The 23,850-nt window shown below is 67.9% G+C and carries 29 protein-coding genes; 16 read left to right on the top strand and 13 right to left on the bottom strand.

From position 1 onward, the window contains the following. The 3 genes from QHF89_RS03435 to QHF89_RS03425 all read right to left on the bottom strand — a co-directional run bounded on the left by QHF89_RS03435 (nt 1) and on the right by QHF89_RS03425 (nt 1,872). On the bottom strand, nt 1-852 hold the full coding sequence (locus QHF89_RS03435) for a viperin family antiviral radical SAM protein (protein WP_284719996.1): 852 nt from the start codon (nt 850-852) through the stop codon (nt 1-3). A gap of 201 nt (nt 853-1,053) precedes the next feature. Then, nucleotides 1,054-1,521: an SRPBCC family protein gene (locus QHF89_RS03430; RefSeq protein ID WP_136928164.1), complete on the bottom strand. Its 468-nt coding sequence runs from the start codon at nt 1,519-1,521 to the stop codon at nt 1,054-1,056. Between the two features lie 3 nt (nt 1,522-1,524). Beyond that, complete coding sequence (locus QHF89_RS03425) at nt 1,525-1,872, bottom strand: ArsR/SmtB family transcription factor (protein ID WP_136928165.1); 348 nt, start codon at nt 1,870-1,872, stop codon at nt 1,525-1,527. Nucleotides 1,873-2,056: 184 nt separating this feature from the next. Here QHF89_RS03425 and QHF89_RS03420 point away from each other — a divergent pair, with 184 nt between their 5' ends. From QHF89_RS03420 to QHF89_RS03400, 5 genes are all read left to right on the top strand, one after another. Beyond that, nucleotides 2,057-2,488 carry a YciI family protein gene (locus QHF89_RS03420; protein WP_136966075.1) on the top strand — a complete coding sequence of 144 codons (432 nt, stop codon included), beginning with the start codon at nt 2,057-2,059 and terminating at the stop codon, nt 2,486-2,488. Between the two features lie 65 nt (nt 2,489-2,553). Next, nucleotides 2,554-2,982, top strand: a complete 429-nt coding sequence (locus QHF89_RS03415) for a YciI family protein (RefSeq protein WP_136928167.1) — start codon at nt 2,554-2,556, stop codon at nt 2,980-2,982. Between the two features lie 48 nt (nt 2,983-3,030). Then, the gene (locus QHF89_RS03410; protein ID WP_136966076.1) at nt 3,031-4,311 is read left to right on the top strand and encodes an RNA polymerase sigma factor; all 1,281 of its coding nucleotides are present in this window, start codon (nt 3,031-3,033) and stop codon (nt 4,309-4,311) included. A gap of 14 nt (nt 4,312-4,325) precedes the next feature. Then, complete coding sequence (locus QHF89_RS03405) at nt 4,326-4,598, top strand: DUF2277 domain-containing protein (RefSeq protein ID WP_136966077.1); 273 nt, start codon at nt 4,326-4,328, stop codon at nt 4,596-4,598. A 96-nt stretch (nt 4,599-4,694) separates the two neighbouring features. Then, on the top strand, nt 4,695-5,717 hold the full coding sequence (locus QHF89_RS03400) for a M23 family metallopeptidase (protein ID WP_136966078.1): 1,023 nt from the start codon (nt 4,695-4,697) through the stop codon (nt 5,715-5,717). 3 nt (nt 5,718-5,720) lie between these two features. Here QHF89_RS03400 and QHF89_RS03395 read toward each other — a convergent pair whose 3' ends face one another. Then, entirely contained in the window at nt 5,721-7,829 is a 2,109-nt protein-coding gene (locus QHF89_RS03395; RefSeq protein WP_136966079.1) for a serine/threonine protein kinase, read from the bottom strand. A 331-nt stretch (nt 7,830-8,160) separates the two neighbouring features. Here QHF89_RS03395 and QHF89_RS03390 point away from each other — a divergent pair, with 331 nt between their 5' ends. Both QHF89_RS03390 and QHF89_RS03385 read left to right on the top strand, forming a co-directional pair. After that, nucleotides 8,161-9,216 (top strand): NAD(P)H-dependent flavin oxidoreductase, encoded by a 1,056-nt coding sequence (locus tag QHF89_RS03390; RefSeq protein WP_136966080.1) that lies wholly within the window; start codon nt 8,161-8,163, stop codon nt 9,214-9,216. A gap of 9 nt (nt 9,217-9,225) precedes the next feature. Next, the gene (locus QHF89_RS03385) at nt 9,226-10,059 is read left to right on the top strand and encodes a hypothetical protein (protein WP_136966081.1); all 834 of its coding nucleotides are present in this window, start codon (nt 9,226-9,228) and stop codon (nt 10,057-10,059) included. A gap of 48 nt (nt 10,060-10,107) precedes the next feature. On the opposite strand, the gene QHF89_RS03380 is transcribed toward QHF89_RS03385, so the two are convergent. Further along, complete coding sequence (locus tag QHF89_RS03380) at nt 10,108-10,755, bottom strand: YdeI/OmpD-associated family protein (RefSeq protein WP_136966082.1); 648 nt, start codon at nt 10,753-10,755, stop codon at nt 10,108-10,110. Nucleotides 10,756-11,020: 265 nt separating this feature from the next. On the opposite strand from QHF89_RS03380, the gene QHF89_RS03375 reads away from it, so the two are divergent. Further along, nucleotides 11,021-12,442: a hypothetical protein gene (locus QHF89_RS03375; RefSeq protein WP_136966083.1), complete on the top strand. Its 1,422-nt coding sequence runs from the start codon at nt 11,021-11,023 to the stop codon at nt 12,440-12,442. A gap of 42 nt (nt 12,443-12,484) precedes the next feature. On the opposite strand, the gene QHF89_RS03370 is transcribed toward QHF89_RS03375, so the two are convergent. After that, entirely contained in the window at nt 12,485-13,174 is a 690-nt protein-coding gene (locus tag QHF89_RS03370; RefSeq protein WP_136966084.1) for a tetratricopeptide repeat protein, read from the bottom strand. Nucleotides 13,175-13,321: 147 nt separating this feature from the next. After that, nucleotides 13,322-13,462: a hypothetical protein gene (locus QHF89_RS03365; protein WP_284719995.1), complete on the bottom strand. Its 141-nt coding sequence runs from the start codon at nt 13,460-13,462 to the stop codon at nt 13,322-13,324. A 111-nt stretch (nt 13,463-13,573) separates the two neighbouring features. Here QHF89_RS03365 and QHF89_RS03360 point away from each other — a divergent pair, with 111 nt between their 5' ends. The 3 genes from QHF89_RS03360 (at nt 13,574) to QHF89_RS03350 (ending at nt 15,208) form a co-directional block, all read left to right on the top strand. Beyond that, the gene (locus QHF89_RS03360; protein ID WP_284719994.1) at nt 13,574-14,161 is read left to right on the top strand and encodes a zinc-ribbon domain-containing protein; all 588 of its coding nucleotides are present in this window, start codon (nt 13,574-13,576) and stop codon (nt 14,159-14,161) included. Nucleotides 14,162-14,233: 72 nt separating this feature from the next. Then, nucleotides 14,234-14,857 carry a glutathione S-transferase family protein gene (locus QHF89_RS03355; protein ID WP_136928177.1) on the top strand — a complete coding sequence of 208 codons (624 nt, stop codon included), beginning with the start codon at nt 14,234-14,236 and terminating at the stop codon, nt 14,855-14,857. A gap of 57 nt (nt 14,858-14,914) precedes the next feature. Further along, nucleotides 14,915-15,208, top strand: coding sequence for a DUF6496 domain-containing protein (locus QHF89_RS03350; protein WP_170228926.1), 294 nt, complete (start codon nt 14,915-14,917; stop codon nt 15,206-15,208). Between the two features lie 3 nt (nt 15,209-15,211). Here the strand turns inward: QHF89_RS03350 and QHF89_RS03345 are convergent, their stop codons facing one another. Beyond that, entirely contained in the window at nt 15,212-15,622 is a 411-nt protein-coding gene (locus QHF89_RS03345; RefSeq protein WP_136966086.1) for a hypothetical protein, read from the bottom strand. Between the two features lie 137 nt (nt 15,623-15,759). On the opposite strand from QHF89_RS03345, the gene QHF89_RS03340 reads away from it, so the two are divergent. The 3 genes from QHF89_RS03340 to QHF89_RS03330 are packed head-to-tail and all read left to right on the top strand — an operon-like array spanning nt 15,760 to nt 17,433. After that, nucleotides 15,760-16,221, top strand: coding sequence for an ATP-binding protein (locus tag QHF89_RS03340; RefSeq protein WP_136966087.1), 462 nt, complete (start codon nt 15,760-15,762; stop codon nt 16,219-16,221). Between the two features lie 9 nt (nt 16,222-16,230). Continuing rightward, nucleotides 16,231-16,593 carry a hypothetical protein gene (locus tag QHF89_RS03335; RefSeq protein WP_136966088.1) on the top strand — a complete coding sequence of 121 codons (363 nt, stop codon included), beginning with the start codon at nt 16,231-16,233 and terminating at the stop codon, nt 16,591-16,593. 21 nt (nt 16,594-16,614) lie between these two features. Then, on the top strand, nt 16,615-17,433 hold the full coding sequence (locus QHF89_RS03330) for a hypothetical protein (protein ID WP_136966089.1): 819 nt from the start codon (nt 16,615-16,617) through the stop codon (nt 17,431-17,433). A gap of 1 nt (nt 17,434) precedes the next feature. Here the strand turns inward: QHF89_RS03330 and QHF89_RS03325 are convergent, their stop codons facing one another. Continuing rightward, nucleotides 17,435-18,589, bottom strand: a complete 1,155-nt coding sequence (locus tag QHF89_RS03325; protein WP_136966090.1) for a PAS domain S-box protein — start codon at nt 18,587-18,589, stop codon at nt 17,435-17,437. Between the two features lie 267 nt (nt 18,590-18,856). Between QHF89_RS03325 and QHF89_RS03320 the strand changes: the two genes are divergently transcribed. Continuing rightward, nucleotides 18,857-19,390 (top strand): nuclear transport factor 2 family protein, encoded by a 534-nt coding sequence (locus tag QHF89_RS03320; protein WP_284719993.1) that lies wholly within the window; start codon nt 18,857-18,859, stop codon nt 19,388-19,390. A 10-nt stretch (nt 19,391-19,400) separates the two neighbouring features. On the opposite strand, the gene QHF89_RS03315 is transcribed toward QHF89_RS03320, so the two are convergent. Both QHF89_RS03315 and QHF89_RS03310 read right to left on the bottom strand, forming a co-directional pair. Continuing rightward, complete coding sequence (locus tag QHF89_RS03315; RefSeq protein WP_136966092.1) at nt 19,401-20,459, bottom strand: hypothetical protein; 1,059 nt, start codon at nt 20,457-20,459, stop codon at nt 19,401-19,403. A 61-nt stretch (nt 20,460-20,520) separates the two neighbouring features. Next, the gene (locus tag QHF89_RS03310; protein ID WP_136966093.1) at nt 20,521-21,309 is read right to left on the bottom strand and encodes a class I SAM-dependent methyltransferase; all 789 of its coding nucleotides are present in this window, start codon (nt 21,307-21,309) and stop codon (nt 20,521-20,523) included. 48 nt (nt 21,310-21,357) lie between these two features. Between QHF89_RS03310 and QHF89_RS03305 the strand changes: the two genes are divergently transcribed. Beyond that, complete coding sequence (locus tag QHF89_RS03305; protein ID WP_136966094.1) at nt 21,358-21,918, top strand: pyridoxamine 5'-phosphate oxidase family protein; 561 nt, start codon at nt 21,358-21,360, stop codon at nt 21,916-21,918. Nucleotides 21,919-21,943: 25 nt separating this feature from the next. Here QHF89_RS03305 and QHF89_RS03300 read toward each other — a convergent pair whose 3' ends face one another. After that, entirely contained in the window at nt 21,944-22,936 is a 993-nt protein-coding gene (locus QHF89_RS03300) for a tetratricopeptide repeat protein (protein ID WP_136966095.1), read from the bottom strand. Nucleotides 22,937-23,000: 64 nt separating this feature from the next. Continuing rightward, on the bottom strand, nt 23,001-23,774 hold the full coding sequence (locus QHF89_RS03295; protein ID WP_136966096.1) for a MerR family transcriptional regulator: 774 nt from the start codon (nt 23,772-23,774) through the stop codon (nt 23,001-23,003). Nucleotides 23,775-23,850: the final 76 nt, after the last annotated feature.

The following is a 23,850-nucleotide window of genomic DNA, read 5'->3' as shown; positions in this document are numbered from 1 at the left end:
TCAAAAGGCATAATCTCCCCCGCGCCCCTGGAACCGGACGAGCGAAAAACGAACGCTGTCCCAGGCCGCGTCCAAGCCGACCTCGAGGATCGGGCGGCCGTAATGGTGTACGCTGTCCATGTCGTCGAAGAAACGGCCGGCAGGATCCACCATGGCATAACTGCCGAGGATGTCCTCGTGGTCCTCGGGCACGAGGGCGACGCCGCGCGCCTGCACGCGCTCGTGCCGCGCGACGAACGCACCAAAGGCCTCCGCGGTGCACAGAAGCGGCTCGACGCGCCCAGAGTTCTGGCCGTCGATCGGCAGCACGCGCAAGACCTTCCATCGCTCCGGGCGGAGGGCGAGGATCAAATCGGACATGTCCTCGTCGGCCTGAAGCGCCGTGACCACGGTGTTCACCTTGATACGCATGCCCAGCGCGCGGGCCTGCTCGGTCATCTCGATGTACCTCGTGGTGGGAATGGCGCTGCCCCGCACGGCGCGCCCGAGGGCCACGTGTGTCTCCTCGGACACGCTGTCGATGCTCAACGTGAGCCAATCGAGCCGCCCCTGGAGCGACGCGAGGACCTCGTTCTTCAGGCGGGTACCGTTCGTGACGAGCATGGTCACGGCCCCGCGCTCCTTCGCGACCTCGATGAGCTCCGGGAGCCAAGGGCAAAGCGTTGGCTCGCCCCCGGCAAACGTGATCTTGCGGAATCGTTCTGCGAGGAGCTCCACGACGCGGATGGACGCGGCGCGAGGCAAATGGCCGCGGGGCAGATCCGTCGCTGCGATGTCGTCGAAGGTCGCAAAACAATGACGGCACCGCATGTTGCACGGCTTCCACAGGTGGTAGTTGACGGACGGGGGCATGGGTCGAGGCATGGCACCGGGCGTGCGGGGGCAAGGACGCACGCAGGCCCGGAGGAGCGAAGGTCATGCCATCCCCATCCGCAGGAAAAATGCTTGTTCTTCCGAGCGTTCTCGCTTGGGCCGGGTGGTCGCGATCAGGAGGATGGACGCGCCTGACCGATCGCGATCACCACGCGCCTCGACCGCGCCGCCTGCGCCCCGTCAAGCGGCGGCGTGCGCCTCGCGCTCGAGCCCCTCGACGAGTTTGTCGAGGACGACCTTCGTCCCGTGCTCGCGCCCCTCCGGCGCGTCGTGTCCGTCGAGGAACGCGCCCTGCTCCGTGAAAACGAGCCGCGTCCCTTTGCCCTCGGCCTTGAGCTCGATCGTCACGAGCGACACCGAGATCCGCGTCTCGTCGCGGTGCATGTCGTACGTGTAGACGATTCGCTGGTTCGGAACGATGTCCTGAAAACGCGTCTCATTCATGTAGATCGGGCCGCCTTTCGGGCCGCCTCGATACATCTCGTGGCCTCCGACGCGGAAATCCAGCTCGTGGGTTGCGCCCTCGTGGCAGCCGAACCACTTGCGCTTCTGTTCCGCCGTCGACCAGGCGGCGAACACCCGCGCCGGCGAGACCTGGAAAAACCGCTCGATGACAAAAGTCGTATGCGTGACAGATCGTTCGGTCATGATTCATTCCTTCGATTCGGGTTCGTCAGGATGCTCGGCGAGGTAATCGCCGAGGCGGTCGAAGCATCGCTCCCAGCTCGCGCGTCGTTCGGCGATCCATTGCTCGGCCGCCCGCAGCGCCGCGGGTTCGAGCCGACACGTGCGCACCCGCCCGGCCTTCTCCGAACGCACGAGGCCGCTCGTCTCCAGCACTTGCAGGTGCTGCATCACGGCCGGAAGCGACATGGACAGCGGCCCGGCGAGCTCACTCACCGAGGCCGGTCCGCGGCTCAAGCGCTCGATCATGACCCGACGGGTCGGGTCCGCGAGCGCCTGAAACATACGATCAAGGGACGCGCTTTGGTTAAGCACGTGCCTAAGTATCGACTCCGAGCCGGGGTTGTCAAGAAATAGTTTGGCAAACGGTTAAGTGTTGCGCCCGACAGACAAAAAAATTTTGGGGGCGTGTCGATCTGGCCTGCCCTGGTTCGTCGTGACCATGAAGCCCGGTCGGGGAGCCCAGTCCGACCCAGCCAAGAAACAAGGAGACCCACCCATGCGATTCATGATCTGCGCCGCCCCCGACCCGAACGCCCCGAAGACCGAGGGAGCCCCGCCGAGCGACGAGCTCATCGCCGCCTACATGAAATTCAACGAGGACATGACGATGGCCGGCGTGCTCGTCACGGCCGAGGGCCTGAACCCGGCCCAGGAAGGCGCGCGCGTGGCGAACAAGGGCGGCAAACGCGTCGTGCTCGACGGTCCGTTCGTGGAGTCGAAGGAGCTCGTCGGCGGGTTTTACCTGATCGACGTGAACAGCCGCGAGGAGGCGATCGAATGGGCCCTGCGCTGCCCCACGGGGATCGGCCACGACGACATCCTCACCATTTTGCCCATGACGGGCGCGGAAGACATTCCGCCGGAGATGATGGCCATCGTCGAGAAGGCCGCCCCGACGTGGCTGCGGACGTTTTGGAAAAAAAAGTAGAGGGGCTTGTCGATCCGAACGACGCTCGTTCGACGTATCGCTGAAGGCAAGAAGGAGAGACGACGATGAAGTTCATGATTCTGGTCAAGGCCACCAAGGACAGCGAGACCGGCGTTCTTCCCAGCGAGGAGATGCTCGCCGCGATGGGGAAGTACAACGAGGAGCTCGTGAAGGCCGGCGTGATGCTCGCGGGCGAGGGGCTGCACCCGAGCTCGAAGGGCGCGCGCGTCCGGTTCTCGGGGAACAACAGGACCGTGATCGACGGGCCCTTCGCCGAGACCAAGGAGCTGCTCGCGGGCTTCTGGCTCTGGCAGGTGCGGTCGAAGGAGGAGGCCATCGAGTGGGTCAAGCGCATGCCGAACCCCATGCTCGAGGAGAGCGAGGTCGAGATCCGGCAGGTGTTCGCCACGGAGGACTTCGCGCCGAGTGATCCCACGGGCGAGCTCCGAGCGGCGGAGGAGCGCCTGCGCGCCCAGGTCGAAGGGAAGAAGTAACGGGACAAACCCTTGCGCGGGCGGAAGAAGATGCTCTGATCGGGGGCCGTGACGGCCTCCGCTACGCACCGAGCGATCGACGCAGTCTTCCGGATCGAGTCGGCCAAGCTCATCGCAGGGCTCGCGCGCATCGTGCGCGACGTCGGCCTCGCCGAGGAGCTCGCACAAGACGCGCTCGTCGCCGCGCTGGAGCGGTGGCCAGAATCGGGCATCCCGGAGAACCCGGGCGCCTGGCTCATGGCCACCGCGAAGCACCGCGCGATCGATCTCGTGCGGCGGAGCAAGCGGATCGAGCGCAAGCACGAGGAGATCGGCCACGCGATCGAGGCCGACCGACACGCGGCCGTGCCCGACCTCGAAGCCGCGATCGACGAAGACGTGGGCGACGATCTCTTGCGCCTCGTGTTCACGGCCTGTCACCCGGTGCTGTCGACCGAGGCGCGCGTCGCGCTCACGCTCCGCTTGCTCGGCGGATTGACGACCGAGGAGATCGCGCGCGCGTTCCTGGTGCCGGAGCCGACCGTGGCGCAGCGGATCGTGCGCGCCAAACGCACCCTCGCCGAAGCGAACGTGCCGTTCGAAGTCCCGCGCGGCGAGGAGCTCGGCGCCCGTTTGTCGTCGGTGCTCCAGGTGATTTACCTGGTCTTCAACGAGGGGTATTCGGCGACGGCCGGGGACGACTGGATGCGGCCGGCGCTCTGCGAGGACGCGCTGCGCCTCGGCCGCATCCTGGCCGAGCTGCTGCCGAAGGAACCGGAGGTCCACGGGCTCGTCGCGCTCATGGAGATCCAGGCCTCGCGCGCGCGGGCGAGGGTCGGTCCGAAGGGCGAGCCGATCTTGCTGCTCGATCAGAACCGCGCGCGCTGGGACCACCTGCTGATCCGCCGGGGTCTCACAGCCCTCGCGCGCGCCGATGCGCTCGGAGGCGCGCTGGGACCGTACACGCTGCAAGCCGCGATCGCTGCCTGCCATGCGCGCGCGCGGACGGCAGAGGAGACGGACTGGAAGCGCATCGCGGCGCTGTACACGGCGCTCGCCGAGCTCACGAACTCGCCCGTGGTCGAGCTGAACCGCGCCGTCGCGTTCTCCATGGCGTTCGGCCCGGCCGCGGGGCTCGTGCTCGTGGACGCGCTGGTCTCGGAGCCCTCGCTCGCGAGCTACCACCTCTTGCCGAGCGTCCGCGGCGACCTGCTCGCCAAGCTCGGCCGCGACGCCGAGGCGCGCATGGAGTTCGAGCGCGCCGCGTCCCTCACGCGAAACACGCGCGAGCGCGCGCTCCTGCTCGAACGCGCTGCCGCCTGCGCGGGCGCGTCGCTTCGTACGGATTGACCCTGGAGATCACCATGTGCCGGAACATCAAGACCCTGTTCAACTTCGAGCCCCCCGCCACCGAGGAGGAGATCCGCGCGGCGTCGCTGCAGTTTGTCCGCAAGCTGAGCGGCTTCAACAAGCCGTCGCGGGCCAACGAGGCGGCGTTCGAACAAGCCGTGGAAGACGTCGCCGCCACGGCGCGCGCGCTGATGCAATCCCTCTCCACGACGGCGGAGCCGCGCGATCGCGAGGTCGAGGCCGAAAAAGCGCGGGAGCGCTCACGGCAGCGGTTTCACCGCGATTGAATATTTTTCCTTCTTTTGCCATAACGCCCCGGACAGGAGGCGCAGGCGTCGTGCTCTCGCCTCGTGCCCGTCCACGGGCTCTGGCACGATGCCCTCATGCGAATCACCGCTCTCCTCGCCTGCACCCTCGCCCTCACGGCATGCGAGCGCGGTGGTCCTTCGGGATCGCCCGCAGATGCGACGGCAGCGCCGCCTCCCAGCGTGGCCGCGCCGGTTGTCTGGACACCCCCGTCCGCCTCGACCGAGCCCGCCGCCGCAGCGCCCACGGCCAGCGCGAGCGCGGCTCCTTCTGCGGCCCCGGCCGCGGCGAGCGCCGAACCTTCGGACGCAGGCGCACAGGACGCCGCCCCGCTCGCCGATCCGAGCCGCCTCACGCTCGAAGGGCGCGCCGTGCAAGGCGGGCTCCTCCGCGCGAAGCTCGACGGGAAATTGGGCAAAATGGCGTTCCCCGGGCATCGGGCCATCGTCAGCGACGAAGGAGACTTCTTGATCGCGTTCGGGCGCAACGCCCCGAAGCAGGAGAAGATCACCATCACGTTCGAGGACGGTCAGGTGCTCGAACGTGTGTTCGACGTGGAACAACGCACGTTCGAGACCGACAAGATCGACAACCTGCCGAAGGACATGGTCGAGCTCGACATGCCCACGCGGGTCAAGCTCACGCAGGCCGAGCAAAAGCTCGACGCGGTTCGCAAGAAGTACACGAAAAAGACCTGCTTCAAGGAGCCGTTCATCTGGCCCTCGAAAGGCAAGGTCACCTCACGGTACGGGCAGCCGCGCGTGCTCAATGGCACGGACGGCGGGATCCACTGGGGCGTCGATATCGCCGTGCCCACCGGGACGCCGGTGCGCGCGCCGGCCTGCGGGACGGTGGTGTTCGCCGAGAAAAACCTCCCGCTGAGCGGCGATACGCTCATCATCGACCACGGGCAGGGTTTGACGTCGACCTTCATCCACCTGAACGGCTTCGCCGCCAAGGTGGGGGACGAGGTGAAGCAGGGTCAGACCGTCGCGCGCGTGGGGATGACCGGCCGCACGAACGGGGCGCACCTCGATTGGCGCATGAACTTCTTCGAGGTCCGGATCGACCCCGAGCTTTTGGTCACCTCCGAGAAATGACCGTCACCGCCTCGGGAACCGCGTCCGGAGGTCGTAAATGACCTTTTCGATGTTCGGGTTCTGAGGAAAACACGCGCGCCCGAGCGTCTCCAGCACGAGGCGCGCGCGGAAGTCGCCGTCCTTTTGCGCGCGGTCGAGCAGGGTGAGTTTGTCCACGCACGGGGCCGTCCGCAAGTCGAGCGCGATGCGCATCGCCGGCGACGCCTTCGTGAGCCGCGTCTCGTCCTGCAGGAGTTTTCCGGAGGCCACGGCGATCGGCGCTTTTCCTTGTCCCTCGACGAACGCGTAGAGCATGTCGAGCCCGTCGCTCCCGAGGTCGTTCGCGAAGAACTCGAGGAGCTCCGCGTCCGCGTTCTCCCGCGAGAGCTGAATGGCGAGGCCCTGCACGAGCTGCGAGAACTCGCGATCCTTGAACGCCTCGGGCGCGCCTTTGCCGAGATCGATCACCACGCGACTCGCGCCCCTCCAGTCCTGGTACCGGAATGCGTCCTTGAATTTTTTCTTCGCGCCATCGATGGCCTCCGCCGACATCGTGGACACGGGAACCGCCGCGGATGCCGAGGGCTCGGGCGCGGCCGACGCCGTCGCCGCGGGGGCGGCCTCGGTCGCCGACGGCGCCGGCGTGGCTGCGGACGCGGTCGGCTTGGGCGCGGCCGTCGCTGTCACCGTCGCTTGCGGCACGACCGGCGTCGTCGCATTCTGCTTTTGCATCACGAGGGCCGCATACGCCGCGCCGCAACCGAGCGCCACGCCCACCACGATGGTGAGCACGGTGGACGCCTTCGACTTCTTCTTTCGAGCGGGCGACGTCGGCGACTCCGTGAGTTCGATCGCGTCGGTCACCGGCGGCTCGACGGCCCTTTCCTTCACCGGTTCGTCGGGCAGCGGCTGCGCCAATGGCAGAATCGGCTTCGGCATGGACGCCGCCGGCTTCGAGATGGGCGCGTCCGCGCCTTCCGAGGGCAACGTCGGCGCGGCCGGCCTTTGCGACGGCGCCGGCGGCTTTTGCGACGATGTCAGCGCGGGCGGCCTTTGCGACGGCACGGGCGGCCGCATCGAGGGGACCGACGTGCGCATGCTCGGCTCGCCGTCGTACCCCTCGCTCATCGGGGCCGCGTCGTCCTCGCCTTCGGCTGGAGGGCCCATCTCCCGCAATGCCTCGTCGATTGCTCCCGCGAGCTCGAACCCCGACTGATATCGATTGTCCGGCTGCTTTTCGAGCAGCTTCCGCACAACGGCTTCGAGGGGCGCCGGCACCGTCACGCCCGGGCAACGGTCGGAGATCGCCGGGGGCGGCTGGAAGCGGTGCTGCATGAAGAGCTCGACGGGGTTCACCGCTGTGAACGGGTGTTTGCCCGAGAGCATCTCGTAGAACATCAGGCCGAGCGCATACAGATCGCTGCGCGCGTCCACCGCGTCCATGCCGTCGGCGGCCTCCGGCGAGAGATACGCGATCGTACCGAAGATCGTGCCGGCCACGGTCAGGGTGCCGTACTCGTCTTCGTCGCCGATCGAGGCGCGCGAGTCTTGCCGCTCCCTGTCGCCCGCGGAGAGCTCGTTGACCTTCACCTTCGCGAGGCCGAGATCGATGATCTTCACGGTCTCGGCCGGACCGTCGACGATCATGATGTTGCGGGGCTTGAGGTCGCGGTGGACGATGTCGAGGCGGTGGATCGCATCGAGGGCCGAGGCGAGCTGCCGCGTCAGGCGCGCGGCGCGGCGCGGCGGGAGCGGGCCGGTTTGCAAGAGCTGATTGAGCGTCTTGCCCTTGACGTACTCGAGGACGAGGAAGTAGCTCCCGTCCGGCAGCTTGCCGAAATCGGTCGCGCTCGCGACGTTCGGGTGCTGGATGTGCGCGCCGGCGATCGCTTCCCGCTCGAAACGCTTGACGAGCTCCGGGAGGTTTTCCGTCTCCGGGTGGAGGATCTTGATCGCGATGCGCTTCTTCAGCAGCAGGTGCTCGCCGCGGTAAACCGCGCCCATCCCGCCCATCGCGATGAGCTCACGGATGCGGTACCGATCCGAGATCACGCGATCGATCAGGCCGCGTGCGCGGTCCTGGGCCGCCCGGTCCGCCTGCGATGTGCCGCCTTGGGGTTGCTTGGAGGTCATGTCGGGGAGCGAGATCGCGCGTGGGGAGCGACCTCGGGGGTCGAGGTCGAGGATACGGTACCTGCTCGGCGCGCGGCCGCCTAGAGGGATCAAGGTAGGGCGACCGCCTCGAACGATCCCGCCGCGCGCCGGGAGGCTTCCCGAGGAGCGCTGGTCGGCCTACCATCGAGCCGCTCGCCCCGCGCCCCCGCGACCTCCGAGCACAGACCCGACGCCCAGATTGCGAACGCGGGGACGTGCCTAAGAAAAAGCCCGAGCCAAAGCCACTCGAAGCACTCCAGGTATGCTCGCCGGACGAGCCCAAGGGTCGAGGGAACACGGAAGGGGAACCATGCGCATCCGCGATTTGCTGGGAATCGAGCTCGACATTCTCCAGGCCCCCATGGCCGGCGTCCAGGGGAGCCGGCTCGCCATCGCCGTCTCCAATGCGGGCGGGCTCGGCGCCCTCCCCTGCGCGACGCTCGGCCCCGACGCGTTGCGCCGCGAGCTCGAAGCCCTCCGCAGCGGGACGAGCCGGCCTTTCAACGTGAACTTCTTCTGCCACACGCCGGTCACGCCGAGCCCCGCCGAGGAGGCCCGCTTCCGGGAAAAACTCGCGCCGTATTACGAGGAGCTCGGCCTCGACCCGAACCTCACGCCCGCGGGCGCTGGGCGCGCGCCGTTCACGCACGACGTCGCCGACATCGTCGCCGAATTCGCGCCGCCCGTGGTCAGTTTCCACTTTGGATTGCCAGCGGCCGATTTGCTGGCGCGGGTCAAAGGTTGGGGCGCCAAGGTTCTCTCGTCGGCCACGACCGTGGAAGAGGCGCGCTGGCTCGAAGCCCACGGCGCGGACGTGATCATCGCCCAGGGCCTCGAAGCGGGCGGACACCGCGGCCACTTCCTCCGATCGGACCTCACCGAGCAAATGGGCACGTTCGCGCTCCTGCCGCAGATCGTCGACGCGGTGAAGGTCCCGGTGATCGCGGCCGGCGGCATCGCCGATGCCCGCGGCGTCCGGGCGGCGATGGCGCTCGGCGCGGCCGGCGTGCAGATCGGGACCGCTTATCTCCTCTGCCCCGAGGCCGATACGAGCGCCGTGCATCGCGCCGCCCTGACGAGCGCCGCGCGCCATCACACCGCCCTCACGAACCTGTTTTCGGGGAGGCCCGCGCGCGGAATCATGAATCGGCTCATGCGCGAGCTCGGCCCCATGAGCCCGGACGCGTCGCCATTTCCGTGGGCAGTCGCCGCCGTTGCGCCCTTGCGCGCCCGGGCCGAGCGCAATGGCAGCGGAGATTTCTCGCCTCTCTGGGCCGGTCAGAATACGAGCCCCCTCGCCGAGGTCGACGCCGCCACCTTGACGCGCGCGCTCGCTCCGCTCGACGCCCACCGGGAGATCGGATAGCCTCGAATCATGCAAAACAGAAGCGTTGGTTCGATTTTGCGTGCGCCTCGGCGTGCAGGCATTTTCCTCGCGGCCGCGGCGCTCGTGTCGTGCTGGAGCTCGCTCGCGGCGGCCGAGCAGTTCGTCGTGGTCGACGAGACGTACGAGCACACGGCCGACATGCCGGACTCCCATTACCGCGTCGAGCCGCGCGCCGGATCGCCCTCGAACTGGAAGAGCCCGATCGATTACACCACGGGCACGGCGCACATGCACCTCGAGGTCTACACGAAGCCGACGGAGACGCCCACGCGTTTCCAGGCCTGCTTCGAGGCGCAGCCGACGTATGCATGCGTCGGGCAGGCGCCCGCCTACACGACCGTGGGCGTCTACGACTGGGCGACGAAGTTCTCGGATTTCTGGTCGCCGCCCGGCACCGCCGTCGACTGGTCCCTCGGGTCGGGCAAAATTGCGCTCATCCTGAAGGACACGCAGAACGGAAAGCCGTCGGCGGACAACGTCGGTGCCGATACGGCCGCACAGTACATGCCCACGAAGGTGCGGTTCGTCGTGACGATCGTCTCCGCAGGGAGCACGTACGTGCCGCCCGCGCCGGTGGAAATGGACGCGGGTGTCCCCGACGACGCGGGCGCGGGCTCGTCCACGGGTGCAGGCGGCAATGGGGGGAGCGGCGGCAACGGCGGCAGCAATGGCGGCACGGGTGGCGATCCGGTGAACATCCATCCGGTGAACGACTCGGGATGCTCGCTCTCGACGACGAATGGCGCCGCGCAAGGTGCCTGGCTCCTGCTCGTGGCACCGGCACTTCTCGCGATCCGGTCGCGCCGCAAGCGGTCCCGGTGAATCGACATCGTTTTCGGGCCTTCCGCACCGCCGCGGCCCGAAGGCGCCTCAGGGGTGGAGCTTTTCGTGCTTCGCCAGCATCTCGACGAATTGCGTGATGCGCTTCTGACGCGTCTCGGTTTTCTTCGCAGTCTGGATGCGGAACAGGACGGCGTAGCGGTTCGTCGCGTTGAGCGTTGCGAAGAACGCGGCGGCGCGAGGGTTTTTCTCCAGGGCGTCCGAGAGATCGAGAGGCACGGTCGCGCGGCTTGGAGAGTCATAGGCCTGGTCCCAGCGGCCGTCTCGTTTCGCGCGCTCGACCTCCGCGAGGCCCGAAGGCTGCATCTGCCCGGACGCGATGAGGGCCAGCGCCTTCTCGCGATTGATCTTCGACCAGATGCTCTTGGGTCCGCGCGGCGTGAACTTCTGGAGCCACGCCCCCTCGTCGAAGCTCTTCTTCTGCCCGTCGATCCAGCCCCAGACGAGCGCGACTTCGAGCGCCTCCGGATAGGTGACCGACGCGACGCCGGAAGCCTTCTTCGCGAGCTTGAGCCACACGCCGCGCGACGAGGCGTGGTTCGAGGCGAGCCAGGTCGACCACGCGCGCGGATGCTCGAACGCGACGATGGGCGCTTCCCCCACGGGGGTCGCCTTCGCTGTCGTCTTCGTAGGCGCCGTCGTTTTTCCCGTCGTCTTTGTCGTTCCTGTCTTTTTCATGCAAATCGTCCCGCTCCCGCGCGCAGCGCCCCGACTCTACAGGAGGCCGGGTTTGGAGGACAAGACCTGGCGGGTGAATCAAGGTTGGCCTTCCGCAGGGAGGTCGACTAGATTCGTGGCGATGCCTGCGGTTCGAGCCTCGACGATGTGCGCGCTGCTCCTCACCGCCGTATCGTGCGGGAAGCCGCCGACAACGGCGGGCCCGCGTACGCCGGCCTGGAGCGAAGCTCCCGCTGCGCCGACCTCCGCGGAAGCGCCCGCTCCGGTGAAGCCGATTCCGGAGGCCGAGCGTCCGTACGGCCCGCTGTCGATCACGGCGAGGGTCGCGGAGACGCCATGGGCCGAGAGGAAACGCGCGATGCGGCGGAATGAAGAGCGGCGCGTCGACCTCGCGGCCATGCGCGAGGACATTGCGGCGCTCTCCACTGCCATCGACCTCTTTTTCGTTCCGCGCACGCCCGATCGAAAAGAAGCGCTGGCGTTCGAGCAGCATCACTTCGGCTTGCTCCTGAAGCTCGCACCTTATGCGGTGGACAGCACCCACCACGCCCTCCTCTCGATCGGCGAGCGCGTCGGCTTCTGCGCGCGTCCGCCCGACGAGATGTGGCATTGCGATCCGTACTTCACCCCGCGGCCGACCGCCGATCCGACGAGGGCGCCTTACGAGGTCAGTGTCGCGCCGTCGGGCATTGCAACCCTCACGATCCGCGACCTTTCGAATGCCTACGATCCCGCATGGGCGCGGCTCTCGACCGACCTCACGCAAGTGACGCGCGCGAGCGGCATCGTGATCGACATGCGCGCGGCGTGGGGCCACGATCCTCGGCCGCTCCTCCCGTGGCTCGAAGGTCTCACGGGACGCTCGCCCCTCGCACCTCTCCGCGAAATCCGCCGCCCCCCCGCGCTGACACGATACGTCGATGCCTATCGAGCGAAATATCGTGCCGAATCGCGGGATCCCGCTCCATGGCAGGCGCTCCTCGGAACACCCTCCACGACGAGCGCCTCGGCGCCCCCGCTGATCGCGGTGGTGGTCGGGCGGCATTGCGAATCGGCGTGCGAGCTCGTCGCCCGCGTGCTCGAGACGTATGCGGGTGCGTCGGTCGTGGGCGGCGTGGGCAGGAGCGGCCGGCTCCACCACGACGAGCCGGCGATGCTGACGCTCCCGCACTCGCGCATCGACGTGTATTTCCATGCGACCGAGTACCTGCTCTCCCCCGAGATCGAGGCGAAGACGGGCCCGACGCACGCCTGGCGCTCCCTCGGGGCCGATCCGGTCGATTTCGATGGAACGGCGTACGCGACCCGGGAAGTCGAGATGCGCATCAAGAACCCCGCCGGGTGGCCCACGCGTTGTGATGGATATCGCGGCTACCCGCAGAAGGAAGCGCTCCCCGAGCCATTCCGGAAGAAAATCCAGGGCGCGTTTTCCCCGAACGACCCGCGTTGCAGCGAGGGCTCGCTTTCGATCACCGTCACGACGGACCTCCCGGCCAGCGCGGTGCGCCGCTTCGTCGAGACCTGCCCGCCGCCGACGCCGATGCTCGGGAGCTACGTGCTAGGCCAATTCAACATGAGCTCCCCCGCGAAGGACCCGTTCGTCGTCGTGTCCAGGCTGGCGCAGAGCGACGTCGTGCAATCGATCCGGATCCAGTGCGCACGTCCTCCGGAGCCCGACGGAAGATGACTCCTCAGCGCGTGGCGCAGGAGAGGCTCGAATCGTTCACGTTTATTTGATTTTGTCGCGCTCCTTGCACGCGTCCTCGTCGCCTTCCTGGCAGCCACGGTCATACAACTTGCGCGCCTTCTCCGGATCCCGCGCGACCCTGTCGCCCTCCGCGAACGCCTTCGCCGCCGTGTTGCAGCCTTGCGTCGCGCCGTGGGCGCAGGCGCTTTCGTAAAAACGAATCGCCGCCGGCCAATCCGCCGTGACATCGCGCCCTTCCTCGTAGGCCATGGCCACGTGCAGGCACGCCGTGCTCACCTCGCCCTCGCAGGCTTTTTTGTAGAGCTCCATCGCGCGCCCGACATCACGGGGGACGCCCATTCCCTGGATGTACATCACCCCGAGGCCGTTGCAGCTCGGCGCATATCCGCCCTGGCATCCCTTTTCGAATGCCGCGAACGCGCGCTTGTTGTTGTCCCCCTCCTTGTCCTTCGGCGTCATCAGGGCGAGTCCGAGCGCATGACAGCTCGCAAGCTCGTTTTTCTGGCAGCCTGCCTCGTGCGCCGTGATCTCGCCGGCATCCTTGCCATTGCCGGCGCCGTGAATGAACACCATACGGCCCTTCTCCGACGCCGCTTCGGGCGCGGGCGGCGGAGGCGCGGACGGTGAAGGCGCGGACGGCGGGGAAGGGTCCGCACCGCAGCCGATCTGCAGGGCAGCCGCGGAGAACAGGAGCAGGAAGCGCAGGGTCACAACCGTGAATCTACCAACCCCCGGGACGCGGGGAAAGAGGCGCCGGCAGGAATCGAGGCTTCACATTTTGGAGCGAAACTTTCGCACACGTTGCCCTGCTCCTCCCCCGACGGCCTCGCCGAGGGTCTGTCCGGCTGGCGGCTTCAATCATTGGGGCACGACCTCGTAGCCCGGGGCATCGGCGCCCGTGACGCGCGGGGGTGGCTCGTCCGCGCAGCCCGCGCCCGCGACGAGGCTCGCGAGGAGCAGACCTCGACGGCGAGGACCATCTCCTGCTTGTGAAGTCAAGGCTTCCTCGGTACGCTCTTCCGCGCTCCGCGCCGCATGGATGGCGCGGGGAGGGCGACGCAAGCCGGTGCTTGCGCGCTTTTTCGCGAATCCCCCGAGGGAGGTTGGTGCGTGTTCTGTCCGACCTGTGGTACGCCGAACGTCGATGGCGCGCCCACGTGCATCAAGTGCGGCAATCACCTTCAGGGAGCAGCTCCGCCCCCGGGGTGGGGCGCGCCGCAAGGGTATCCGGGCATGCAGCAAGGGTATCCCGGCGCGCAGCAACAAGGATGGGGCGCCCCTCCGCAGCAGCAGGGATGGGGGCCGCCTCCGCAAGGGTTCGGGAACTACCCGGCCCCCGCGCAGTTTGGCCTGGTGCCCGCGGCGTACAGCGGGATGGCCGGCCCGAAGGGGACGACGCGGGATCCCGTGATGGTCCTCGTGTTCAGCTTCTTTTGCTTCTACGGCGTCTACGTCGCGTGGGCCATGCTGAGCGAGCTGCAGGCCTACACGCAGGACGACAACTTCAAGCCGTGGAAGATCTTCATTCCGATCTACAACCTCTTCTTCTGGCACAGCGAGGTGCCGGAGCAGGTCAGCAAAGCCAAACGAATGGCAGGCTGCCCGAACCCGTACGCGAACGGGTTTTACGAGCACGCCAACGTGGCGCTCTACTCCCTCGCCAAGGACCTGAACGAGGTCTGGAAGTGTAGCCCCTAGCGCGCCGCTCCACGCCGCGCGCGATTTTGCGCGGCGCTTGCATCGACGGTCGATCCGCGCGAAGACGCGCACATGTTGACGATTTACGGATGCAAGGGGTGCGGCTCGGTGGTGGTCGAGGCCGCGTGTGAGCTCCTCGGTGAAACCTACGAGCGCCGGGAGGTCGAGCCCTGGACGCCCGGCCCTGCGCTCGACGCGCTGCGCGCGCTGAACCCCCTCGCGCAGGTGCCCACGGTCGTGCTCCCGGACGGCCAGGTCCTCACCGAGAGCGCGGCCATCCTCCTCTGGCTCCTCGAACGCCACCCGCAGACGCCCCTCGCCCCGCCGCCCGGCGACCCGAAAAGGCCGGCATTTTTGCGCTGGCTCGTCTATTTCGTGTCCAGCATCTATCCGATGTACACCGTCGGCGATTTCCCCGCGCGGTGGGTGAAGGACGAGGGCGCGCAAACCGAGCTCAAGGCGGCGACCGTACAGCGGACGCTCGATTGCTGGCGCTCGCTGGAGCAGGGGATCTCGCCCGGAACCTATTTGCTGGGGGAATCCATGACGATCCTCGACGTCTACGCGGCGATGATCTCCCGCTGGCGCCCCGGGCGCGAGAAGATCCGCGACGTCGCGCCGCGCTGCATCGCCGCGGCGGAGCGGGCCGAGGCGCACCCGGTCGTGGCGCGTGTCTTCACGCAGTTTCCGGTGTGAGCGGGTAGAGCCTTGCGGGCGCCGACGCCGGGCCCCACGCGATATGCGGAGGCTCCCATGCCCGAGAAAAAGACCATCGAGCGAGCCCGGCGGGATCAGCGCGAGGGCAAAGCGCCCACCACGCAGGCCGGCGAGTTTGTCCGCGAGGAGATCGAGCACGTCAAGGAGGGCAAACACGGGGTGAAAAACCCCCGGCAGGCCATTGCGATCGCCCTCTCCAAAGCGCGCCGCGCCGGCGTGGCCGTGCCGCCGCCCGCCCCCGGCAAAGCCAAGGAGCGGACGCGGCGGCAGGCGAAACGTGACCTCGAAAAAGGGAAACAAGAAGGCCCGCTCCGCAAGAAGGCGGCCTGACGATCACGCGATCGCCGCCCGGCCCTCCGCTCCCCGCGCGCCTGCGCCGATCCGCGCGCTCCGGAGCACGCCCACGGACACCACCAACGCGACCAGGGTCAAGAGCAGCCCGCCCAACGTCCCGGGTCGCCCGGCCTCCTTCAGGCCCGTGAGCAAGATGCGCGTGACGTCCGCGTCCGGCGCGCGCGCCGGATCTTCGAGGAAGGACAGCACGGCGCCGACGTTCGTCCACACGCCGACGATCGTGGCGATCACCGTCGTCGCGGAGAGGGCCGCGGTGAACGCGAGTTTGCCGCGGTCGGGGGCCGCCGCATATCGCACGGCCGCGCCGAGGGCCGCACTGCCGGCCGCGAGAACCATCCACATCCCGAATCCACCCTCGCACATGAACTGAACCAGGCTGAAACCACTCATGGCTCGCTCCTCTCGTTTCATTCCGGACAGCCTCATCGCCGTCCTTTCATGAGCAGAGAACCCGAGCCCACGGCGGGCGTGACAGGGCGAGGTCGATTTTTTTTCGAGGCGTCGGGACGTGGTACGATGCGGACACGATGCCGGGGGGTGAGGCGATGACGGGCAACGAGCAGACGTTCACCATGGCCGTGGAGAACCCCAGGAAGACGGCCATCGCCTTCTCGCTGACCATCGATCCGCTCGAACACATCGCGGGCGACGTGGCGGGGCTCGTCGCGAATTTCGTCTTCGAGCTGCTCGGGATGTTTTTCGCACGGTCGATCGCCTCGAAGGCCAACATGGCCGTCATCGAGATGGTCACCGACGTGATGGAGCATGACGGGGACCGCCAAGGCCCGCTCGGCGTGCGCGTCCGGATCGAAGGCGACACGCTCGAGATCACCATCGCGGGCCCGGACGTCTCCACGCGCTTCGAGCAGATCGCGAACGCCGAGGACCCGCGAAAAGTGCTGGCCGATACCGTGTACAAACGGCGCACTGACAAGGCGGAAGAGGGCCTCGGGCTGATGCGTCTTATCAAGGCCTCGAAAAAGGGGTAGCCTCGAATCATGTCGATCGATCCGGCCCGTCTCGCACGCATCCGGGCGCGTCTCGTCGCCGCGGCGGCCATCACCACGACGGCGGCCGGCTGCGCGAAGCCGATCATCAACGATCGGATGGGCGGCCCGCCCGAGGAGACGATCAACGAGCCGCCCCGCGAGGAGCAACACCCGATCAACGATCGGATGAAGGAGCCCCCCGCGGCCCCGACGGCGGAGCCCGCGCAGCCGCAGCCCGACCCGACGACGCCCCCCGGCCAGAGCCCCATCGCGCCCCATCACGTCAACACGCCGAAACCCGCGGACGGCGGCGCCAAGTTCAATCCGCCGGATCCCGGCCAGACGATCAACACGGCGCCCAACCAGCGCTGACCCCAAAAACCCCGGGCCCCCATGCGAACGCCGGTTCCTCTCGGCACCACGGAGCGCCTCTTCGGCACGCTCCACCGTCGCATGCTGGATCGTGGCTACGAGGTGCCGCCCTGGGATCGTTTGAGGGCCGACGATCTCGACGCCGAGGACGTGGAAATCGCCCGGAGTGCGTGGGCCGCGCGGACGGTCGCCGAGTACCGATCGATGATCGTGTTCGGCGAGCTCATCGCGCGGTTCGGGGAGGTGGGCTTGCCCCTCGAAGTGACGACCGCCGCGTCGCGCCTGCTCTCCGACGAAGCCCGGCACACCGAGCTCTGCGCGCGCGTGGCCGACGCGCTCGGCGGGCACGACGGCGTTGCTTTGAAGCCCAACGATCTCCGCTTGCACCACAACGACCTGCCCGCCCACCTCTTCGTGGCGCGCTGGACGACGTCGATGTTCTGCGTCGGCGAGTCGGCCTCGGTCGCCATTCTGCGGGTCCTCCTGGCCCACGCGAAAAACCCCTGCATCGAGGCGGTGCTCCGGATCCTGCTCCGCGACGAGATTCTGCACGATCGCTTTGGCTGGGCGCTCGCGCGCCTCGTGCTGCCGCAGCTCACGGACGACGAGCAGGAATGGCTGGCCGCCGACCTCGCGCACACGTTCGCCCACTACGATCGCGCGCACGGCGCCTCCGATTCGGATACGGGGGACGCGGTTCTCCGCGGGGACCTCGGCCTCGCGCCCGCGCGCGCCCGCAGCGACGCTTTCCACCACCGAATCGACACGGTGATTCTCCCGTCGCTCGCGGGCCTCGGCGTACCCGCCTACGAGGCCTGGATGCTGCGGTCCGAGGTCTGAGTCACTTTCCGCGCATGCAAATCTTGATTGCATCGCGGAGGTTCGAGACCGTCCGCGCGCCGGCGAACCCTGCGCCAAGCGAAATCAAGGTCTGCGCCACGGCCGGCCGAATGCCCGTTACGATGCTCTGCGCGCCGAGGAGCTGGATCGAGCGAATGATCCGCACCACGTGATCGGCCGTCGCCTCGTCGACGCTCTCCACGCCGGTCAGATCGAGGATCGCGTAGGTCGCCGCGTGCGCCACGACGGCGGAGAGCATACGCGCGGTAATCTCGGACGCGCGCGCCTCGTCGAGCGTCCCCACGACGGGGAGCGCGAGCACGCCGTCCCATACCTGGATGATCGGCGCCGACATCGCGTGAATGGCCGAGCGTTGCGCCTCGATGATCGCGAGCTTCTCTTGCAGCTCGAGCTCGCGCCGCTTGAAATCGTCGATGTCCTGGAAGGCCCCGACCAGCCGGATCACCTTTCCGTCCTCGAACACCGGATGCCCCGAGGCGCGCACCCACAGGCGTCTTCCCGTGGCTGTGAGGATTTGCAGTTCGAGGTCGTACGCCTCTCCCCGCATGCAGCCCTCGACTGCGGCTGAAATGACGGGGATCGCTTCGGGCGTGTAGAAATGGATGGCCGTCTCGATGACCGGCCGAAACCCCGCCGGCACCTCGTGGATGCGGTACGTCTCCTCGGTCCAGTAAAGGTCTCTGGTCCGGTTGTCGACCTCCCAGCCGCCGACCCGGGCCGTCGCCTGCATCTTTTGAAGCACCTCTTCGCGCCATCGGGCCGCGTCCGTGCTCTCCTGCGCGTATACCTCGCGCCCGGTCACGTAGATTGCTTTGTCCTCGGTCACGCGCCGGAGCGAAAGAGTGACCGCCCGGGCGCCGAGGTCGCGATGCAGCAGCCGTTTCGTGATCCGGAGCGTCGCGTCGCCCTCCCCGTCACCCTCGAAAAAGGCCCGCACCTCGGCTGCGTCGTCGGGGTGCACGATCCTCGAGAACGACTGCCCGAGGAGCGCCTCCTTCACGTATCCGAGCACGTCGCGGAATGCCCGGTTCGCCTGCACGAAGCGTCCCCCCCGATCCAGCACAGCGAGCAAGTCGCCGGAGGTCTGGAAGAAGCGCTCATAAGAGAGCGCGCGTACGTCTAGGACGGTTTCCATGCGTCGATGGACATTGCGCCGACGGGAGAACCCTTGTCAATCGAGGCGTATCGAAGCCGGCCTGGATGTGCGCTGCGCGTCGCACGCAAGTCCGCCAGCCGTTTGACGCACGCGCAAACCGGAAGCGCGCTCTCATGAGAATGGCGCTTGTGTCGCGCACGGAAACGGAGTTATGTGGAAAACTCGGGGCATACGTTCCTAAAGGAGGCCCATATGACCAAGACCTCATTTGCATCCGTAGGTCGGCGCGCGAAGGTAGCTCTCACGGTGGCTGGGGCAGCGGCGGCCGTGGCGCTTTTTGCAGGATTCATTACCCCCACCCCGAACGGGTGGAAGCTCGCGGCCGAGCTGGAAATCGCAAAACTGCCGGTTTGTTACGCGCTCGGGACCGACGCGATCGGGCGCGGGGACCTGCAGGCCGGCAAGAACATTTACGCCCCCTGCTTCAAGAGCGACGCGGAGCTCGCGGTCTATTTCCCGGGGACCCCCTTCAATGGTCCGCCGAGCTCCACGGCGATCGGCGCGAACGCCTGGGCCGATTTCGTCGAAGGCGTGTTCACCACGAGCGGTTACACGTCGACGCAACACCTCATCGGCAGCATCGACATCAACGTGATCGACGAGGACGAGGCCACGATGACCTCCTACCTGCACGCGACGCACGTCCTGCCCGACGGCACGATCGACGTGGCCAACGGCACCTACGAGGACGAGGTCATTCGCGTCAATGGCACCTGGAAGATCAAGCGCCGCACGCTGAAGCTCATTACATTCTTGAACCTCGGCACGCCCACCCCCTGAACATCGCCTTTCAAGGCGCGGGGAGGGGCGGCGGCGCGGCGCCGACTGGCTCGGCGTGGACCCGCGTGTGCACGACGCGCCGCCGCCTCGCTCCGATGTTGGTGACATCGAAATCGAACTGGAAGCCAATCATGATGGCGTCCGGGGGCAGGTGCGTGGTCGTCATGGGGCTCGACAACCGATCGTCACGCACGCCGGGGAGCGTGACGATGCTCGTGTTGCCACCCATCAGGGCGGGTCGGGGATTCGAGACGACGTCCTTCGTGCCGGCGGGCAAGACGAGCTGGCTCTTCACGCTGACGAACACACGCCCGCCGCCGGCGAAAGCAGTCGGCATCGGGAACACGCGGCCCGCGAATTGATCTTTTACGGCGCGGGCAATTCGCTCCCATTCTTTTCGATCGCCGCCCTTGGCCACGACGACGTCGACGGTGGCAATTTGCCCGCGTGCGTCGAGCGTGAGGAGGAACGTGCTGTCGGATTCGGGGGGTGTACTCGAAGACCGGACCTGCTCCGTGACGGCCGACGCGAGCGTCCCGGCCGCGGGGAATCTCGCCTGCTCGGCGCTCCCGGCGAGGACGGCCTGCGCCGTGGGTCGAATGGGCGCGGGCTTCGGCGCCGCCTCGCGGGGCATGGCGCCCGGGACCGCCCATACCGGCGGACCAGCGAGCGCCGGGAGGGCGCCTCCGCGCGGGGGTTCGTCCGGGGGGCCGTCGTAATCGGAAGCGCCGGCCGGGGGCGGTGCAGGGCTCGGGGAAGACCCCGAATTCGGCTCGGGCGGCGCGGACGTCTGCGAGGTCGTACGACGCGGAAGGACCGCCACGCGGAGCGCGGGCTCGGGGGCCGGCGGGGGCGTTTCCAGGGCGCCACGCGGGGGCTCCGAGGACGCGGCGGGCTCGATCGGGCGGAGGTCGATCCAAAGCTCGGGGGCCCGCTCGAAGGCATGCCCGATCGTCGACAGTTCGAGGGGGCGGGGCGGGACGGCGCGCACGAGCAGGAGCCCCGCCGCGTGCAAGGCGAGCGCGGCGAGCAGCGAGAGCGGAATCCGGCTGCGTGCGGTGGGGCTCAAGGTGGATGATCCGTGCGTTGCAGGAGCCTGCCCGCGTATTCACGCGGGCGCAAGGATCCCGTTATCGAAAGGCCTCCGTCGCGGCCGTGATGCGCCGCACCCCCATCGAGCAGGGCAGCATTCCGTCCGGCCGCAGGAGGGCCTGCCAATCTGCGCGCAAGGCCTCTTCGAGGACCGACACGCGGGCGGGTACCATTCGAGTGACGTCGTACGTCTCCCGGAACAGGGCGAGGACCTCGTCAGGCGTGCCCGACAGATCGACGTGGATGGGCTCGATCCGCACGTTCACGAAAGGCTGGAGCAGCTCCCGGAGCCCCTCTTCGCCGTAGGTCCGAGGGTCACCGATCGACGGCCCCTCGAAGGGCTCTTCGCGGAGGCGACGCACGAGCATCGTCCACGCGTCCTCGGTCGGCGCCGCGATGCGGCCGCCCACCACGGCCGCGAAGGTCCCGCCGGGCCGCAAGACGCGCCGCACCTCGGCGAGGACCTCCTCCACGGGGCGCATCAACATGAGCGCGAGGTGGCACGTGACGAGGTCGAACGAAGAGTCCTCGAATGGAAGTGCCTGCGCTCGCCCCTGGACGAGAATCGCCTCCTGCCCGAGACGCGCGCGCGCCGCCGCGAGCTCGCCTTCGCTCATATCGATCCCCACGGCGCTCTGGATGCCGTAGGATCGAAGCAGCGAGAGCAACGCGCCGTCGCCGCACGCGAGATCGAGCACGCGATCGCCCGGCCGCGCGTGGTCGGCGAGCCATTCGTAGGTCGAGGGTTTTCCGCGAAGGAACGCGCGCGACGTGGCCCCGGGGCGAACGTCGTGCCAGCGCCGAAGCCAGATTTCGGAGGGATCCATGGCCGTTACGTACCATGGAGCGCGCGGAGTCTGCTACCCTCGTCCGCCGTGGGAAAACTCTATGACAGCCTCGATGACGAGCTCATCGAGTTCATCCAGCGGCAACACGTGTTTTTCGTCGCCACGGCGCCGCTCACCGGCGACGGCCACGTGAACCTCTCGCCCAAGGGCTACGATACCCTGCGCGTGTTCGGCCCGCGCACGCTCGGGTACCTGGATTTCGCGGGGAGCGGCGTCGAGACGATCGCCCACGCCCGCGAGAACGGGCGTATCGTGCTGCTCTTTTGTGCCTTCGAGGGCCCACCGCGCATTCTGCGGATTCACGGCCGCGCCGAGGCCTTCGAGCCGGACGACCCGCACTTCGCCGCCCTGCGCGAGCCCTTCGGCCCGCCGCGCGTGAACGAACGGGCGCTCCTGCGCATCGAGGCGACGCGGATCGCGACGTCGTGCGGCTATGGCGTGCCCCTGTACGAGTTCGTCGGGGAACGTACGCAGCTCGCGGATTGGGGAGAAACCAAAGGGGCCGAGGGGATGCGGCAGTATATGGAAAAGAAAAACATGACGAGCCTCGACGGGCTGCCGGGGCTCCACCTCGGCAAGCCCCGTTGATCGGTCCCTGGAAAAACGAAATAGCCTAGCCGAGGCGCTCCCGCGCGAGCGCCGCCGTATACGACTCGGGATCCCGCTCGGTCACGAGCCGCCATACTTCGGCCGCCCGCTCGGCCCGCCCGAGCGACGCGAGCGTATCGCCCCACGCGAGCAGGCCATCCCCTCCCTGTCCGCGGAAAACATGCCGCGCGCCTTCCTCGAACCGCGCGAGCGCCTCTTCGAAGCGGCCCTCGCGCGCCGCGATCCGGCCGAGCAAAAAGAGCGCATTGCGCCGCGACGACGCGCGTTGTGCGACCGCATCCCCGCGGAGAACCGCGCGCCGCGCAGCCGCAGGGTCCCCCTCGGCGAGGCGCACGAAGGCCTCGGCGAAATGGTATTCGCTCCGGAAATCGTCGGGGAGATCATTCTCACACGCGAGTTCGAACAGGGCGCGCGCCTCCTCGGCGCGCTCCTGCGAGGCGAGGACCCACGTCCCGTGCAGCGCTGCTCCCGTGCGGGCGAGCGCGTCGCCGGTGTCGAGGGCCCGCCGTGTATGCGCGAGCGACGCCTCCCAGCGGCCGAGGTTCGCCAGCGCCTCGGCCTCGTTGATGCATAAAATGGCGTCGTTCTGCGCGAGCGACCACGCCGCGCGACGCGAAAGCGCCCGCTTGTAATACCCCGCGGCGACATCCACGCAGACGAGCAGGTTCACGACATAGAGGGCGAACTCGCCGCTCGGCTCCTCGAATACGGGGATGTCGTCGATCGCACGGCAAGCCTCCTCCACCCGGCCCTCGTAATAGAGCGCCATCGCGATCTCGGCCTGCACGTAGGCCGCGGGCAGACGGCCGCTCGACGCCGCGAGGAGCAGCCTCGACGTCGTGAACCACCCGCGGCCCCGTGCCTGCCGCGCATACGAGCTCAGCTTGGCCGCGGCCTCGTACGAGATGAGCCGATCCCCCACGAAGGCCCCGGCCGCGACGAGCCCGACAAAGAGCCAGGCCCCCAGAAAGAGCTCGTAAAACCCATTCTCGTCCATGCTTCACCCCGCGAGGGGGCGCCAGGGTACGGCAGGTCGTGCGGCCGGGACAAGCTATTTTTCATCAGGCGCTCGTGCCCCCCTTTCGCGCGGCCTGCGCCCGGCGCACGTAATCGTAGAGCGCCGGGTCGTGGCCCTGCTGCGCCGCGAGGCCGGGCTCGTTCTTGTACATGGTTTCGAGCGACCGGCGAATCTCCGGGTTTCCCCCGGTGAACATCTCGACGAGCTCCATCCAGCGCCCGGCGAGCGCCTGCACGGCCGGATCCTCCGGCGGCGTGCCCTTCTCCATTTCCGCGCGAACCTTCGCGATCAGCGCCGGCCATTCCGCCTGCACGGCCTGCATCGCCTCCTCGCCGAACGCCTGCCGCCGCGCCTCGAGCTCCGCGAGCTGCTCCTTCGTGTAGTAGTTCTCGATCATGTTCATCACCTCGATGGTCTTCAAAAGTTCGTCGGCCGATACGCGCTCGCTCTTGGCGAACCAGGCGGCGAGCGCCTCCAGGCGGCCGAGGAGCTTCCGGGTGAGCTCCATTTGTTCTTGCAAACGCGTGATGTGCATGTGGACGATGGAAAGCGGCGAGACGTCGGACCGCGCGAGCAGGGCCCGAATCTCGTCGAGCGACATGCCGAGCTGCCGCAGCGATAAGATCTGCTGCAGCCGGGCCACGTCCCCCTCCCCGTAAAGCCGATACCCCGCCCGAGAATGGTCGGACGGCGAGAGGAGCCCAATCTCGTCGTACCAGTGGAGCGTCCGGATGGACGTCCCCGTGGCCTTCGCCAGCTCTCCCACCTTCCACGCGCGCTTCTTCGCGCCCTTGTCCTTGCGCTCTCCAGCAGCCACGAACGGGACTCTAGGCCCTCACGCGACGTGAGGGTCAAGAGGCCCCGCGAAAAAAAGGAGGGGTAGTCGGGCCGCC

This window comes from Polyangium sorediatum (assembly GCF_029946465.1).
In the GTDB taxonomy this organism is placed as follows: domain Bacteria; phylum Myxococcota_A; class Polyangia; order Polyangiales; family Polyangiaceae; genus Polyangium; species Polyangium fumosum.
This window is presented reverse-complemented; position numbering and strand designations above follow the sequence as displayed.